Annotated in this window: 15 protein-coding genes; 1 reads left to right on the forward strand and 14 read right to left on the reverse strand. The window is 65.5% G+C overall.

Features of this window, described 5'->3' with window-relative positions; all coding sequences use genetic code 11:
- Nucleotides 1-30: 30 nt before the first annotated feature.
- From ACOQFP_RS05690 to ACOQFP_RS05700, 3 genes are read right to left on the reverse strand one after another with little or no spacing between them, the layout of a single operon-like run.
- Nucleotides 31-861, reverse strand: coding sequence for a transglutaminase family protein (locus tag ACOQFP_RS05690; protein WP_341245080.1), 831 nt, complete (start codon nt 859-861; stop codon nt 31-33).
- An 8-nt stretch (nt 862-869) separates the two neighbouring features.
- Nucleotides 870-1,844 carry an alpha-E domain-containing protein gene (locus ACOQFP_RS05695; protein WP_206489356.1) on the reverse strand — a complete coding sequence of 325 codons (975 nt, stop codon included), beginning with the start codon at nt 1,842-1,844 and terminating at the stop codon, nt 870-872.
- Nucleotides 1,845-3,527 carry a circularly permuted type 2 ATP-grasp protein gene (locus ACOQFP_RS05700; RefSeq protein ID WP_421583749.1) on the reverse strand — a complete coding sequence of 561 codons (1,683 nt, stop codon included), beginning with the start codon at nt 3,525-3,527 and terminating at the stop codon, nt 1,845-1,847.
- A gap of 213 nt (nt 3,528-3,740) precedes the next feature.
- On the opposite strand from ACOQFP_RS05700, the gene rpsT reads away from it, so the two are divergent.
- Nucleotides 3,741-4,001 (forward strand): 30S ribosomal protein S20, encoded by a 261-nt coding sequence (gene rpsT / locus ACOQFP_RS05705; RefSeq protein ID WP_027497522.1) that lies wholly within the window; start codon nt 3,741-3,743, stop codon nt 3,999-4,001.
- Nucleotides 4,002-4,156: 155 nt separating this feature from the next.
- On the opposite strand, the gene holA is transcribed toward rpsT, so the two are convergent.
- The 11 genes from holA to ACOQFP_RS05760 form a co-directional block, all read right to left on the reverse strand.
- Entirely contained in the window at nt 4,157-5,125 is a 969-nt protein-coding gene (gene holA / locus ACOQFP_RS05710) for a DNA polymerase III subunit delta (protein ID WP_421583750.1), read from the reverse strand.
- Between the two features lie 109 nt (nt 5,126-5,234).
- Entirely contained in the window at nt 5,235-6,827 is a 1,593-nt protein-coding gene (locus ACOQFP_RS05715) for a ComEC/Rec2 family competence protein (RefSeq protein WP_421583751.1), read from the reverse strand.
- Complete coding sequence (locus ACOQFP_RS05720; protein ID WP_421583752.1) at nt 6,824-7,705, reverse strand: ComEA family DNA-binding protein; 882 nt, start codon at nt 7,703-7,705, stop codon at nt 6,824-6,826. The genes ACOQFP_RS05715 and ACOQFP_RS05720 overlap by 4 nt, the downstream gene beginning before the upstream one ends.
- Before the next feature lie 109 nt (nt 7,706-7,814).
- Nucleotides 7,815-8,663 (reverse strand): DegV family protein, encoded by an 849-nt coding sequence (locus tag ACOQFP_RS05725; RefSeq protein ID WP_341244041.1) that lies wholly within the window; start codon nt 8,661-8,663, stop codon nt 7,815-7,817.
- A complete protein-coding gene (gene octT, locus ACOQFP_RS05730) occupies nt 8,660-9,412 on the reverse strand; it encodes a diglucosylglycerate octanoyltransferase (RefSeq protein WP_206489360.1) in 753 nt (250 codons plus the stop codon). Before octT ends, ACOQFP_RS05725 begins: the two co-directional genes overlap by 4 nt.
- Nucleotides 9,399-10,052: a histidine phosphatase family protein gene (locus ACOQFP_RS05735; RefSeq protein WP_421583753.1), complete on the reverse strand. Its 654-nt coding sequence runs from the start codon at nt 10,050-10,052 to the stop codon at nt 9,399-9,401. Before ACOQFP_RS05735 ends, octT begins: the two co-directional genes overlap by 14 nt.
- Entirely contained in the window at nt 10,049-10,438 is a 390-nt protein-coding gene (gene rsfS, locus ACOQFP_RS05740; protein ID WP_206489362.1) for a ribosome silencing factor, read from the reverse strand. The genes ACOQFP_RS05735 and rsfS overlap by 4 nt, the downstream gene beginning before the upstream one ends.
- Nucleotides 10,435-11,148, reverse strand: coding sequence for a nicotinate-nucleotide adenylyltransferase (nadD, locus tag ACOQFP_RS05745; RefSeq protein ID WP_241256717.1), 714 nt, complete (start codon nt 11,146-11,148; stop codon nt 10,435-10,437). Before nadD ends, rsfS begins: the two co-directional genes overlap by 4 nt.
- 107 nt (nt 11,149-11,255) lie before the next feature.
- A complete protein-coding gene (locus ACOQFP_RS05750) occupies nt 11,256-12,671 on the reverse strand; it encodes a vWA domain-containing protein (RefSeq protein ID WP_421583754.1) in 1,416 nt (471 codons plus the stop codon).
- A gap of 1 nt (nt 12,672) precedes the next feature.
- A complete protein-coding gene (locus ACOQFP_RS05755) occupies nt 12,673-13,554 on the reverse strand; it encodes an AAA family ATPase (protein WP_206489364.1) in 882 nt (293 codons plus the stop codon).
- 36 nt (nt 13,555-13,590) lie between these two features.
- Nucleotides 13,591-14,871 (reverse strand): glutamate-5-semialdehyde dehydrogenase, encoded by a 1,281-nt coding sequence (locus ACOQFP_RS05760; protein ID WP_421583755.1) that lies wholly within the window; start codon nt 14,869-14,871, stop codon nt 13,591-13,593.
- Between the last annotated feature and the right edge of the window lie 50 nt (nt 14,872-14,921).

The raw sequence follows: 14,921 nt of genomic DNA on the forward strand, positions 1-14,921 counted from the left end.
TACCCAGAGGTACGCAAAAGGCGCACGACCCTAGGCGAGCCGAGTGATTTCCACGACCACGTCGAGAGCCGTCGAACCGCCGCCGGAGAAGATGCCCTTCAGCGGGGGCACGTCCGCGTAGTCACGGCCGAGACCCACCGAGACGTGCTGCTCGTTCACGGCGATGGCATTGGTCGGGTCGTAGCCCCACCAGGCACCGGTCCAGGCCTCGATCCAGGCGTGCGACTGCCCTTCGACCGTCGCACCTATCGCAGCTTCCTTCTTGGGGTGCAGGTACCCCGAGACATACCTGCTCGGGATACCGATGCTGCGCAGCATGAGCAAGGTCAGGTGCGCATAGTCCTGGCAGACGCCCTTCTTCTCCGACCATGCCTCGACGGCCGAGGTGTGCACACCCGTCGTTCCCGGCACGTACGACATCTCCTGGTTGACCCAGTTGGCGATCTCCACCACCGATTCCTGCGGCGGCAACCCTTTGGACAGTTTCTTCGCCACGGACGTCAGCTGCCGGTTCTTGGGCACGTACTGGGTGTTGTCCAGCACCTCGTTGAATCGATCCGTGATCGGATCGCTCGCCAGTTCCTTCCACGAAGCAGTCTCGTCGGGGTAGACGAAGGGATCGGTCTCGACGACCGAAGATCCGGTGACCTCGAGTTCGGTGTGCGGTGCGTGCAAATCGAATGCAGTCACGGCCGTGCCCCAGTAGTCGGTGTAACGGTAGGACCGCGTGACCGGGTTGGTCTCGACTCGGTTCAGGATGACGTTCTGCCGGTTGTCACTTCGCGGCGTCAATCGAGCTTCGTTGTACGACGACGTCACCGGTGCGTCGTACTGATAGCCCGTAGTGTGCACCACACGCATCCGCCAGCTCACAGTTCACCTTCCAATTGATCTTCGAATGTTCCTGAGCCGGCATCCGTCCACGCGACCCACGGCGCGGCGTGGAAATACTGCTTCGAGATCGCCTCACCGAGCTCGCGACACGTCTCCTGCAGTGCCAACAGCCGATCCTGCAGATCGTCGAGAATTTCACCGGGACGCAGGAATTCGAGTTCACTGCGAGCTCGGCCGAGAAGTCGCTGTGCCTCGGCACGCGCGCCGACGCGACTGTTGGGCTGGTGATCGAGCTGATCGAGCGAACGCTCTGCCTCATTGAGCGCATAGAACACCGAACGCGGGAAAAGCCGGTCCAGCAACATGAATTCGAGCACCCGCTGTGCGTCGAGAGCTCCGCGATAGGTCCGCAGATAGGTGTCGTGAGCCCCCGCCGAGCGGAGCACCGTCACCCAGGCCGGCGAGGACGGCCGATCGCCCGCACGCGAGAGCAACAGCCGAACGATCATGTCGATGCGCTCCACCGAGCGGCCGAGCAACAGAAAGCGATAGCCGTCGTCGTGACTGAGGGTGGAATCGGCGAGCCCGGCGAACATCGCGGCCCGCTCCTCGATGTAGCTGAAGAATTCGGCCGGCCCGGTGCGCTTGGATGCCCGGATGCGCTCGTTCAGTCCGTTGTAGGTGGTGTTCAGACATTCCCACATCTCACTGGAGGTGACTTCGCGTGCTCCGCGGGCATTCTCGCGTGCACTTGAGAGCGAGTCCACGATGGAGCCGAGCCCTTCACGGCTGAAGGCCACCAGTTCGGTGAGCGACCACACGTCGAGCGAGACGTCCAGCTCGTGCTGGAACCCGAGCACTCGCAACAGCACTCGCGAGATGTGATCGGGATCGACTGTGGCGTCTTCGAGAAGCTGGTGGACCGTGACATCGAGGATGCGAGCAGTATCGTCCGCTCGCTCGACGTACCGTCCGATCCAGTACAGCGACTCTGCATTGCGCGCGAGCATTTACTGTCCACCGCCGTTCGAGTCCGAGTTGGTTGCCTGCTGCTGCTGTTGCTGTTGCTGCTGGTCCATTGTCAGTTCCGGTCCCTGTTCGACCATGGGGGACTCCGGCGGAACGCTGACGATCTCCTCGCCTGCCAGTTCCTGTTCCTCCTGCGAGGTTCGGGTGGCGAGCACCCAGGTGTCCTTGCTGCCGCCGCCCTGACTCGAGTTGACCACCAACGACCCTTCCGGAAGGGCCACTCTGGTCAATCCGCCGGGCAGGACCCACACGTCGTCACCGTCGTTGACCGCGAACGGCCTCAGGTCGACGTGCCGGGGAACCAATCTGTCGCCGATCTTGGTCGGGACCGTCGAGAGCTGCACGACGGGCTGCGCGATCCAGCCTCGCGGATCTGCGCGCACCTTCTTGCTGATCGTCGCCAGTTCCTTCGGCGAAGCATCGGGGCCGAACACGATGCCGTATCCACCGGATCCTTCCACCGGTTTGATGACCAGTTCGTCGATGCGGTCGAGGACTTGCTCGCACTCGTCGTCGAGCCAACACCGGAAGGTGTCGACGTTGGCGAGCAGCGGCTTCTCGCCCATGTAGTAGTCGATGATCGTGGGAACGTAGGTGTAGACCAGCTTGTCGTCTCCCACGCCGTTGCCGACGGCACTCGAGATGACGACGTTGCCCGCGCGGGCGGCGTTGACCAGACCGGCCACTCCCAGCACCGAATCGGGCCGGAACTGCATGGGGTCGAGGTAATCGTCGTCGATACGTCGATAGATGACGTCGACCTGGCGCTCGCCCTCGGTGGTTCGCATGTAGACGATGTTGTCTCGGCAGAACAGGTCGCGACCCTCGACGAGTTCGACGCCCATCAGCCGGGCGAGCAGCGAGTGCTCGAAATAGGCGGAGTTGGCGACGCCGGGTGTCAGAACCACCACCGTCGGGTCGGCCTCGTTGAGGGCAGCTGCGGAGCGCAGGGCGCGGAGTAGATGCGAGGCGTAGTCGCCTACCGCGCGCACGCGGTGGCTGGCGAACAGATCAGGAAACACCCGGGCCATGGTGCGACGGTTCTCCATGACGTACGACACTCCCGAGGGAGAACGCAGATTGTCTTCGAGCACGCGGAACGTGCCCTGTGCGTCGCGCACCAGGTCGATTCCGGCGACGTGGATGCGAACACCGTTGGGTGGCGTGATGCCGACTGCCTCACGATGGAAGTGCTCACAGGAGGTGATCAGCCGCTTCGGGACCACACCGTCACGCAGAATCTCCTGTTCTCCGTAGATGTCGGCGAGGAACATCTCGAGCGCTTTGACGCGCTGCTTGATGCCGCGCTCGAGCCGTGACCACTCTCCCGCGGCGATGACGCGGGGAACCTGGTCGAGCGGAAAGGGACGTTCCTGGCCGGACAGCGAGAACGTGATGCCCTGGTCGACGAACGCTCGTCCCAGTGCATCCGACCTGGCATCGAGATCCGATGCGTTCGCCGGGGCAAGGGCAGTGTGAATGCCCTTGTACGGGGTTCTGGTACGACCGTCCACGTCGAACATCTCGTCGAAGGCCAGGCCGTATTTCCCGACGTCGGAGTACCCCCCGAACACGCCGTCGGCCTCCGGTTCGACGCGATCCGCGGACTTGGATTTGCTCGCTTTGGCCTTGGTGGTGGCAGTCGCTGCCGATCGCGGACTCATCCTGGTCATGTTGCTACAGAGACAGTAGTTAGGCGCGGTAGAAGCGTTAATTTCTTGAAACGCATCCCTAGGAGTATCCGAATTGGGTTCTGACCGGCCGTGCTGGTATTCTCGATCTTCGGCGCAGGGCTCATCGCTCAGCAGCAGACTTCGGGCATTCCATCATGGATCGCCCTGACCGGAATACCGACGAAGACGACAAGGATTTTACGCGTGGCCAATATCAAGTCCCAGAAGAAGCGGATTCTCACCAATGAGCGTGCGCGTCTGCGCAACCAGTCGGTGAAGTCCTCCCTTCGTACCGTCATCCGCTCGTTCCGCGAGGCACAGGCTGCGGGCGACAAGGACAAGGCTTCCGAGATCCTCCTCGACGCAGGCCGCAAGCTCGACAAGGCCGCAAGCAAGGGCGTCATCCACAAGAACCAGGCCGCCAACAAGAAGTCGGCACTGGCACTGGCAGTCAACAAGCTCTGATACACCACTGAGCTCGACAGAGCCCGCTGCATCCTCTCGGATGCAGCGGGCTCTGTCGTGTGTGGGGCTCTGTCGTGTGTGGGGCTCTGTCATTTGTGAGGCCTGGTGTGTGGGTCTGAAGTGTGTAGGCCTGTCCTGGACGAGCCTGGGTCGGCCTACCGCCCCAACGCCGCCACCTCGGCAACGGCTTTCTCCACGGCGTAGTCCGCATCCGCCGCCTGACCTTTGACGTCGGCGTTCAGTTGCGCCACCACCCGCAGCGCCTGCGCGATGGACCGGCCGTTCCAGCCACGTGCCTGACCCTGCGCCTTCTTGATCTTCCACGGCGGCATGCCCAGTTCGCCGGCCATGCGGAACGGGTCTCCGCGGCCCGCCGATCCCACGAGCGCGATAGTGCGCACGGCATCGGCCAGTGCGTCCGCGAGCAGGACATGCGCGACGCCCCGATGCATCGCCCACCGCACCGCCTCAAGAGCGCCCGCCCGATCACCGATGACGGCTTTGTCGGCAACATCGAATCCGGATACCTCGGCCTTGCCCGAGTAGTACCGACGCACCGCAGCCAGATCCACTTTGCCTCCGGTATCGGAGACCAACTGCGAACAGGCCGAAGCCAATTCGCGGAGCTCGCTGCCGACCGCCTCGACGACGGCCTCCATCACCTCGCCGCTGACGCGAACGTCGGCGGCACGAAATTCACCGCGCACGAAGTCGATGCGCTCGGCGGGTTTGGTGAGCTTGGCGCACTCGTGCACCTGTGCGCCACACTTCTGCAACGCCCCGACCATGGCCTTCGCCCGACCGCCGCCGGAATGCATGACCACCACCACTGCGCCCTCGGGCGGATCGGTGGCTGCATCGAGGACGAGAGCAACTGCGTCCTTACCCGCCTCGGCCGCGGCCTCCAGAACGACGACGCGGTCCTCTGCGAACAGCGACGGGCTGAGCAGTTCGGCGAGTTCCGGGGCACTCGCGTCGCCGGTCCGCAGCCGCGTGACCGGAAGGTCCTCCCCCGGAATCGCTGCATTCGCTCGCACCTGAGCCACGATCGCCGCTACCGCGCGGTCCATCAGAAGCTCCTCGTCGCCGAGAACCAGATGCAGAGGTGCCACACTCGAAGTCACACCCGTGATCGTGCCATGAGGGGCCGACAGCTCGGGCATCCGCTTCCCACCGACCGCTCCCACATCCCGGGCGTTCACCACAGCCCGAGCATCACCACAGCCCGAGCATTCACCACAGCAATGCCGCGGCCCACCAGGCCAGGGCTGCCAGCGCCACCCCGGCGGCAATCCACCGAAACGCCCGCACCCGCAGAGCCGCCAGCAGCGCTGCGGTGCCGAGCACCGTCGATGCCGCACCCATCGGTCCGTCCGGGGTGCCGACGCTCGCGGCAGGCACCGACGCGGCCTTCTCGGCCACCGCGATCAACCACCACAGCGGAGCCGACGCCAACTGCGCTGTCCACTCTGCGGCGGTGGTGCTCACGGTGGCGATCACGGCGGTCACAATTCCCACCACGGTGATCGGGGCGACAACCGGGGCCACCACCACGTTGGCTGCGACGCCCACGAGGCTGAGGGTTCCCGCCATGGCCGCGATCACCGGTGCCGTCACCGCGTGCGCCGCCGCGGCCACCGCAACCACCTCCGCGGCCGTTCGCGGCCAGCCGCGAGCACGCAGCCAGTCGACCCAGATCGGCGCGAGCAGCACGAGCCCGGCGGTGGCGAACACCGACAGTACGAAACCGACGTCCACCGCCAGCCTCGGCCACCATGCGAGCAAACCCAGCACCGCTCCGCACAGCGCCGGGACTGCTTGCCTGCGCCTACCGGTGACGAGCGCCAACAAGCCGATCGAGCCCATCACCGCCGCGCGCAGCACACTCGGCGACGGCCGAGCCACGATCACGAACGCAAGCAGCACGACGAACGCAACTGCGACCGTCGCCCGCGGACCGATCCCCAGGCCGCGCAAGACCAACAGCACCGCGCCGACCAGAATGGAAAAGTTTGCGCCCGACACCGCCGTCAAATGCGTCAGCCCGGCCGCTCGGAAGTTCTCGACCACCGACTCGTCCATCATCGAAACATCCCCGACCACGAGACCGGGCAGCAAACCTGCACGATCCGGCGGCATCGAATTCTGCGCCACCGCAGCCAAATTCGCTCTGAACGCGCCGGCAGCAGCCGAGATCGCCCCTGGTTCGTCTACCGTGACGGGCGGGGCCGATGTGCGGATCACCGCCACGCTCATGTCCGGTCGAGTGGGCACACCCAGCCTGCCTCGAACGGTGACCTCCTGTCCGGGCAACAGCGACAACCAACTCGACTCAGGTGCGATGATCGACACCCGTCCCCCGACATACAGCGCGTCGCCGCCAACGTCGACGCGAGTGAGTTCGGCCTTCACCAGCACCATCGGGGGTCCCGCCGACGACAAGCGACGTGGATCCTCCTCCAGCCGCACCGATGCGGTGATCCAGGCACGGTCCTCAGCGGCCGCGGCCACGGGATGGAGTGCAATCGCGCGCATCTGAAGCCATATGGCTGCGCCGAAGCACAGCGCGAGCACGATCACCGCGGCCACGCCCGCACCGCTGGGTCCCGTGACCGCCCGTCGCGTCGACACCAGACGCAGGGCCGTCGATCCGAGTAGTACCACCATGATCGTCGAGGCGGTCGCGATCACCGCCGCACCGGGTCCATCGAGGATTCCGACTGCCGTGATCGCCCAGCACACCACGGCAACCGGAACCAGTCGAACATCGAAGGGAGCACTGTCCTCGGCCTGCGAGACAGCGGGCGGCGCGCCGTCCGTCTTCATCCGACGTGCACCAAATCGCGGATCTTCGCCAGCCTGCCGGGCCCGATGCCGTCCACTTCGGCGAGCTGATCCACAGTGGCGAAGCGGCCGTTGATCTCTCGCCACCGCACGATCGATGTCGCGGTCACCGGACCGACACCGGGCAGCGCGTCCAGTTCGGGGACACTAGCGGCGTTGAGATCGACCGTGCCGACATCCGCGGATCCCGCCGCAGTACCGGCCGAGGCTGCACCGGTGTCGGTAGTCAGGCTCTGCGCCGATGTCGTGCTGCTCACCGGTGGGCCTGCTTCCGGTGGCACGAGTCCGATGACGATCTGGTCACCGTCGGCTACTCGCGCGGCCATGTTCAGCGCCAGCAGATCGGCACCTTCCACGGGTCCACCGGCAGCAGCCAACGCGTCGGCCAGCCGAGAACCGGGTTGCAGTCTGACCAGACCGGGGTTCGACACCAAACCCACGACGCTGACGACCAACTCCATCTCGACGGCGGCGTCCGGTGCCGACGTGACCAAGGGGTCCGCCGTATCGGCGGTCACCACAGCCAGCGGTGGTGCCGGGGCAGCCGTCGGCGAGTCTCGAAACACTGCACCGGCCGCGAGCAGGACGACGAAGACTCCGGCCACCGCCAATGCGATCGCGCCATGACGTCCTGGGTCCACGCGCGCCGAGCGCCATCGCTGTGGGAGTACCGATGACAACAACGAGCCCGGTCGATGCGAATCCGGCAACAGCCAATCCGGAGTCGCGGCCGCACCGTCGGGGGTCCGATCTTCCCCCTCTCCGCGATCCGGCAACCCGCTCTCGTGTACCACAGCGGGCTGCCTTCGCGCGGCAGTCAATCGCGCCACAGTGTGCGCCCGATTCTCGTCACCGCCCATGTATCAGGACGCTAGTGCTCGCACGTCGGCTCCCGGGACGATGACGCTGGTCGCGAATTGCCCTGTGCACAAACCGGTTGCCTGTGGATGAGCCGCCCGATCGGTACTGCTATCGACGTGCCGGTGCGACGACGACGCCGACCGCGCCTGGCCCGACGTGAGCTCCCAACACAGCCCCGAAGGGATACACCGCGATGCTGGTGGACAGCGGGATTCGGGCGGACAACATGGCGGCGACGTTCTCGGCGCGCTCCGCGCACTGCATGTGGTGCACCGCGAGCGCTACCCCCGAATCGGACCCCACCTCGGCCGCCGCAGCGACGGCTGCATCGACGAGCTTGTTCATCGCCTTGGAGGAAGTCCGTGCCTTCTCCCGCAGCACGAGGGTGCCCTCGCTGATGTGCAGTACCGGTTTCATTGCCAGTGCCGTCCCGAGTAGCGCTGCGGCGGTACCGATCCGACCGCCGCGTCGAAGATGATCGAGACGATCGACGACGATGAAACACCGCGAGGTCGTCGCTGCGGAGACGGCCTCGTGATACACCGAATCCAGATCCGCTCCCCCGGCGGCCGACTGGGCAGCATCGAGCACTGCGAATCCCAACCCCATTCCCGCAGAAGCAGAATCGACCACCCGGATGGCAGATCCCACCTGCTCGGCGGCCTGACGCGCGGCCTCCCACGTGCTCGACAACCCACGCGAGATGTGCAGCGCCACAACGCCGGCCCCACGACTTCGGTCGAGAGCGGCGGCGTACACCTCGGCCAGTTCGCCCGGCGACGCGCCCGCAGTGGTCACCGGCTTACCCGAAGTGGAGTCGTCAGGGATCTCGTCGACACCCTCTCGATGGTCGACGCCGTCGACCAACACGTGCAGGGGCACCACAGATATTCCGTGCTCGGCAGCGAGTGTGGACGGCAGGCATGCCGAGGAGTCGGTGACGACGACTACGGTCATCGCTTCGGAATCGTCGCGGACGCAGCCACGGGGCGCAGGGCCTCGAGCATCGCTTCTGCCACTGCCACGTGCGCGTCCCACCCCCAGTGAATACCGTCGGGATTCGCGTTCTCGGAGTCGATGTTCGGGCGCACAGCGTCCGCGAGATCGACCATGGGAACATTGTTGTCCGTGCTCCACGAACGTAATGCACGTACTGCAGGTTCTCGGCCCGAGTGCACTCTTCCGTAGGCATCGCAGCGGTGCACCGACGGGTAGGTGCCGACGACGGCGAGGTCGGGACGCACGTAGGCCAACGCTGCCCTGGTCTGCTCCAGATAGTCGACGCTCAGCCGCGGCGGCAGTGCGACGGGCCACCCCAGATGCGAGAGAACCGGTTGCACCGCTTGGTATCCCGCGCGAACTACGCGCCGAAGAGCAGGGGGTCTGATGTACCTGATCTGCTCTCGCAGCGCGGTGGGCAAGGGCGACGGAAGCGAGTCCATCCCGCCGATCGCGAGGACGACAGCACCGGCACGGGGAATGGCGGCCCAGACCCGCGGGTCCTGAGTCAGTGCCCACCACGCGTCACGACTGGTCCACCCGATCCGCGCAACCAGCTCCACCGTCCAACCCAGTTCTGCGGCAACAAGATTGGGCCACAGGCGTGGATCGTCGACGGGTAGACCGCCCTCTGGCCCGTAGTAGCTCAGCGAATCTGCGAGCACGAGCAGTGTGGGCTGGTTCCCAGTCGCGTCAGAGGACGTCACTGGCCACTCGCGCCGAAGCATTCCACACGTCGAGACGCCACGACGGTGCGTCACCGGCTCCGTGCGCACCGAGCTGTACCCAGCTGGTGTTGGCCAGTCCGCCGAGCACAGGCCATCGATCGGTCGGCAGATCGAGCAGTGCCGCGGTCAGCGCCGCGATCAAGCCTCCGTGTGCGACGAGCACCACTGGCTGTGCGCTGCTGTCTGCGCCCCACTCGGGGACACTGCTCAGGAGCTCACGAACCAGCGGAACACTGCGGGCGGCGACGTCGAGTCGGCTCTCTCCGCCAGGTGGGGCGATGGTGGCATCGGCGCGCCAGGCCGGGCGCGCACCGGGCGCGATGGCGTCGACCTCAGTGTGGGTCAGTCCCTGCCATTGACCGAGATGAGTTTCGCGCAGACGCTCGTCCGTCGTCACCGGCACCTGTGCGGCATCCCCGAGAGCCACCGCCGTGTCGAGGGCACGCTTGAGGTCGGAGGAGACGATCCGGATCGGCTCACGCGTCGCCAGTTCCGTGGCAGCTGTCTTCGCTTGAGTTCGACCGAGCTCGGTGAGATCGGTGTCGAGCTGGCCCTGCATCCGGTCGGTGGCGTTGTACTCCGTCTGCCCGTGCCGCAGCAGGATGAGTCGTCTGATCATTGCTCCGGTTCTTCGGTCGGATGCTGCCCGAGACCGGGAACCTCGATGGTCGGGCAGTCCTTCCACAGCCGCTCGAGTGCGTAGAAGTTGCGCTCGTCGTTGTGCTGGACGTGCACGACGATGTCGGAGTAGTCCAGCAGCGCCCAGCGACCTTCCCTCGTACCCTCGCGACGAATCGGCTTGTGACCGGCCTCACGGAGCTGATCTTCGATGTTCTCCACGATCGAGTTGACCTGACGCTCGTTGGGTGCGGAGGCGATCACGAAGCAGTCGGTGATGTAGAGCTGGTCGGAGACGTCGAGAATCACCACGTCGCCGGCCAGCTTGTCGTCGGCTGCGAGCGCGGCGATACGCGCCATCTCGGCGGCTTCGGCTGTTGCAGTCACTTGGGTGTACTCCCACTCGATTGGTTCGGATTCTCGGTCATTGCGCTGGTGACCGGTCCTTCCGGTTGCTTCTTCTGAGGTGCAGGCTCCGACATGGTGACGGAGCCGTCGAGGCGTTGCGCGCCTCGTGGTCGATAGAGATTTCTCTTCGAGATGTATTGCACGACGCCGTCCGGCACGAGATACCAGACGGGTCGATTCTCTCCGGCTCGAATTCGACAGTCCGTCGACGATATCGCGAGTGCCGGGATTTCCATCAATGTGAGGATGTCGGCAGGCAACGATCGAAGATGGTTGGCCAGATGTTCGACGCCGAGCTCGAACCCCGGACGCGAGACTCCCACGAACTTGGCGAGCTCGAACAGCTCCTCCCAGCTCTGCCACGTCAGAATCGATCCCAGGGCGTCCGCGCCGGTGATGAAAAACAACTCCGCGTTGGGATGCTGCGCCCGAAGATCACGCAGGGTGTCGACGGTGTACGTCGACTTCTCTCGGTCGACGTCCACGCGACTGACCGAGAATCGCGGATTGGACGCGGTCGCGATGACCGTCATCAGGTAGCGGTCCTCCGCCGGGCTGACCGTCTTGCCTTCCTTCTGCCACGGGTTTCCGGTGGGGACGAAGATCACCTCGTCCAGGCCGAACTTGTTCGCCACTTCGCTGGCGGCGACGAGGTGCCCGTGGTGAATGGGGTCGAAAGTGCCGCCCATCACGCCGAGACGGCGAGCGGGCCGCCTGTTCGTTTCGGCGTCGGAGTCGGGTTCGCGCTGCACAACCGCCGATTCTACGGCCGAGACGCAGCCGTCCGTCACACCCCTCACACCGGCAGCAGACGGGAGACCACGGTGGCGAGCTGCTGGGCCGACCGGCACTCGTGCATTGCGATCACATCGGCGTATACCCTGGCCGCCGAATCACCGGACCCCCACTGCGATTTCGGCTCGGGGTTGAGCCAGTACGCATGCTTGGCCACCGAGACGATGTGCGCCAACACGGGTAGCTTCGGTTCGCGGTAGTTGGTGCGGGCGTCACCGAGAATCAGCACCGAACTGCGACCGGTGACCGCGTGCGCGTACTTCTCGTCGAAGGTCGTCAGTGCCCGTCCGTAGTCGGAGTGCCCGTCGTAGGTCACCAGATCCGACTCTCGGATGATGCGACTCATCGCGGCACCGAGATCGGAACCGGAATCGAAGAACCGTGTCACCTCGTCGGTGGAGTCGATGAACGCGAAGATGCGCACTCGCGAGAACTGTTCGCGCAATGCGTGCACCAACAGCAGGGTGAAGTTACTGAATCCCGCTACCGATCCCGAAACATCGCACAGTACAACCAGTTCCGGACGGGATCGACGCGGCTTTCTTTCGACCAGATCGATCGGAATGCCGCCGGTGGACATCGATGTGCGCAGGGTGCGGCGCAGATCGATCGAGCCGTGCCTGCTTCGACTGCGCCGCACTGCAAGTCGTGATGCCAACAACCGGGCCAGCGGTGTGACGTTGCGTCGCAGCGCAGCCATCTCACTGTCCGAGGCCCGCAGGAAGTCGACTTCCTCCGCCAGTTTGGGCACACCGTAGCTCGCCACCCGCTCGCGCCCCAGTTTTTCGGCCGATCGACGCCTCGTCTCGCTCTCGACCATCGAACGAAGATCTGCGATGCGTTGTGCTGCAGTACGTTTGGCAACTTCGGATTCGTAGTCGTCGGTAGGCCGATCCGGTGCATCGTCACTGCGACCGAGCAAGCCGTCGAGAATCTTGCGGAGCAATGTATCCGGTGCGACCTCGCGGAGGGCCTGGTAGGCCGAGAACGACGGCCCGTTCGAGGACTTGTACTGGCCCAGTTCTTCCACCATCTGCGCCGCCAACATCTGCGTCAACTGCGCAGCCTCCGCCGAATCGTCGGAGAGCAGGTCGACCAACAGCTCGCGGAGCGCATCGATGTCCACCTCGCCGGCCTCGGTTCGGGGTAGTGCAGTGTCGATCTGCCCCGAGTCCCTCCTGCCCGACGCCACCGGGAACCACAGATCGAACACGGCGTCGAATACGGCGCGGTGCGTCGGCCGTCGCAGTAGCGAGCAGGCCAGGCCCTCGCGTACGGCCTCCCTGTCGAGCAGGTCCAGAACCGACAGAACGCGGCCGGCGTCGACGGTCTCGGACGGACCGACCGACACCCCGCGTCGACGCAGCGCATCGACGAACCCCACCAGGTGTCCGGGGAATCCGTGCGGGTCGGCCATGTCAGTTCAGACGAAGTTCGGCTGCAGCTCGGACCTGGTCCGACTGGTGCTTGAGCACCACACCGAGGGTGGCACGAACGGCGTCGTCGTCGAGCGTGTCCATGCCGAGCGCCAGTAGCGTGCGGCCCCAGTCGATCGTCTCGGCCACCGACGGCAGCTTCTTGAGCTGCATTGCGCGCAGCACCCGCACGGTCTTGACCATCTGCTCTGCGATTGCCTCGGGCAACTCGGGGACACGGCTGGCGAGAATTCGGCGCTCGAGATCGGCATCGGGAAAGTCCAGATGCAGGAACAGGCACCGGCGCTTGAGGGCCTCGGACAGCTCACGAGTTGCGTTGGAGGTCAGCACCACGAACGGCGTGCGCTCCGCGGTGATCGTGCCGAGCTCGGGGATGGTGACCGCGAAGTCACTGAGTACCTCGAGCAGCAGTCCTTCGATCTCGACATCGGCCTTGTCGGTCTCGTCGATGAGCAGCACTGTGGGATCGGTCCGTCGTATTGCCTGCAGGAGCGGGCGCGCCAGCAAGAACTCCTCGGAGAAGACGTCGAGCTTCGTCGAGTCCCAGTCGGCGCTGGTGCCGGACTGGATACGCAGGATCTGCTTGGCGTGGTTCCACTCGTACAGCGCGCGAGCCTCGTCGACGCCCTCGTAGCACTGCAGCCGCACCAGCTCGGCACCGGTGGTCTGCGCGACGGCTCGGGCGAGTTCGGTTTTGCCGACGCCCGCCGGACCTTCGATCAGGAGCGGTTTGCCGAGTCGATCGGCGAGAAACACCGACGTCGCCGTCGCCTTGTCGGCCAGGTACCCCGTCTCTGCCAGCCTGCTCTGAACATCGTCCACGCCAGCGAACAGCGGGGGTGTTGTCGGTAGGGCACGGTCCACGTCACAACTCCTACAAGATCGGGTCTGGCCTGGGTGTCAGGCATCTCGGATGTGTCCGTCGCCCCATACGGTCCATTTGGTCGAGGTCAGCTCGGGCAGTCCCATCGGTCCGCGGGCGTGCAGCTTCTGCGTGGAGATACCGATCTCGGCTCCGAAGCCGAATTGCTCGCCGTCGGTGAACGCGGTGGAGGCATTGACCATCACTGCCGCGGCGTCGACCCGCTGGGTGAACTCGCGCGCGGCCCCGATGTCGGATGCGACGATCGCCTCCGTGTGGCCGCTGCCGTAGCGGTCGATGTGCTCGATCGCCTCGTCGATGCCGCCGACGACCTTCAACGCGATGTCGAGTGAGAGATACTCCTGCGACCAGTCCTCGTCGTGGGCCGGCACCAGTCCGGGCAGGTCACCGTGCACGGTGACGCTGTGCATCTGGAACGCCTGCAGCAGCCGGGGCACCATCGTTTCGGCGATCGCGGCGTCGACCAGGACCGTCTCGGCAGCGTTGCAGACGCTGACTCGACGGGTCTTGGCGTTGAGCACGATCCTCTCGGCCGTGTCCTGATCGGCCGAGGAATGTACGTACACGTGACAGTTCCCGACGCCCGTCTCGATGGTCGGGACGGTAGCGTCACGGACCACGGCAGTGATCAGTCCTGCTCCGCCGCGGGGAATCACGACGTCCACCAGGCCGCGTGCCTGAATGAGGTGGGTGACCGTGGCTCGGTCTGCGCTGCCGAGGAGCTGCACTGCGGCCTCGGGTAGACCGTGAGCGGCCAACGCGCCCTGCAGGGCGGCGACGAGTGCGGCGTTGGACTGGGCGGCAGACGACGAACCGCGCAGTAGCACCGCGTTGCCGGACTTGAACGCGAGACCGAACGCGTCGACGGTGACGTTGGGGCGTGCTTCGTAGACCATGCCCACCACCCCGAGCGGCACCCGCACCTGCCGGATCTCGAGCCCGTTGGGAAGCGTCGAACCGCGGATGATCTCGCCGATCGGATCGGGTAATCCGGCCACCTGCCGCAGCCCCGCGGCGATGCCGTCGATGCGCGACGCGGTCAGGCGCAGCCGGTCCAACAGACCTTCGTCCGTACCGGCGGCCCGCGCGATCTCGATATCGGCTGCGTTCGCGGTCAAGACCGATTCGGCGGCAGCAACCACGGCATCGGCGGCGGAGCGGAGCAGCGAGTCCTTCTCCGCGGTCGTCAGCAATGCCAGCGCACGCGAGGCGATCCGTGCCCGACGAGCAGCCGAGTGCACGTTCTCACGCTCGTCGACTGTGGTGGGCTCCGATTCGGCCGAGACGGAAGCAGTCATGAACTACACCCTAGTGGGGCCGGGAATGATGCGGCACCGCGATACCAGCG

The sequence above is a fragment of the Rhodococcus sp. MALMAid1271 genome (assembly GCF_049195265.1).
Classification (GTDB): domain Bacteria; phylum Actinomycetota; class Actinomycetes; order Mycobacteriales; family Mycobacteriaceae; genus Rhodococcoides.

Coding starts and splice junctions, on each gene's coding strand:
- ACOQFP_RS05690 (WP_341245080.1), bottom strand. CDS start 861: ATGCGTGTGGTGCACACTACGGGCTATCAGTACGACGCACCGGTGACG.
- ACOQFP_RS05695 (WP_206489356.1), bottom strand. CDS start 1,844: ATGCTCGCGCGCAATGCAGAGTCGCTGTACTGGATCGGACGGTACGTC.
- ACOQFP_RS05700 (WP_421583749.1), bottom strand. CDS start 3,527: ATGAGTCCGCGATCGGCAGCGACTGCCACCACCAAGGCCAAAGCGAGC.
- ACOQFP_RS05715 (WP_421583751.1), bottom strand. CDS start 6,827: ATGAAGACGGACGGCGCGCCGCCCGCTGTCTCGCAGGCCGAGGACAGT.
- ACOQFP_RS05720 (WP_421583752.1), bottom strand. CDS start 7,705: ATGGGCGGTGACGAGAATCGGGCGCACACTGTGGCGCGATTGACTGCC.
- ACOQFP_RS05725 (WP_341244041.1), bottom strand. CDS start 8,663: ATGACCGTAGTCGTCGTCACCGACTCCTCGGCATGCCTGCCGTCCACA.
- ACOQFP_RS05735 (WP_421583753.1), bottom strand. CDS start 10,052: ATGATCAGACGACTCATCCTGCTGCGGCACGGGCAGACGGAGTACAAC.
- nadD (WP_241256717.1), bottom strand. CDS start 11,148: ATGGGCGGCACTTTCGACCCCATTCACCACGGGCACCTCGTCGCCGCC.
- ACOQFP_RS05750 (WP_421583754.1), bottom strand. CDS start 12,671: ATGGCCGACCCGCACGGATTCCCCGGACACCTGGTGGGGTTCGTCGAT.
- ACOQFP_RS05760 (WP_421583755.1), bottom strand. CDS start 14,871: ATGACTGCTTCCGTCTCGGCCGAATCGGAGCCCACCACAGTCGACGAG.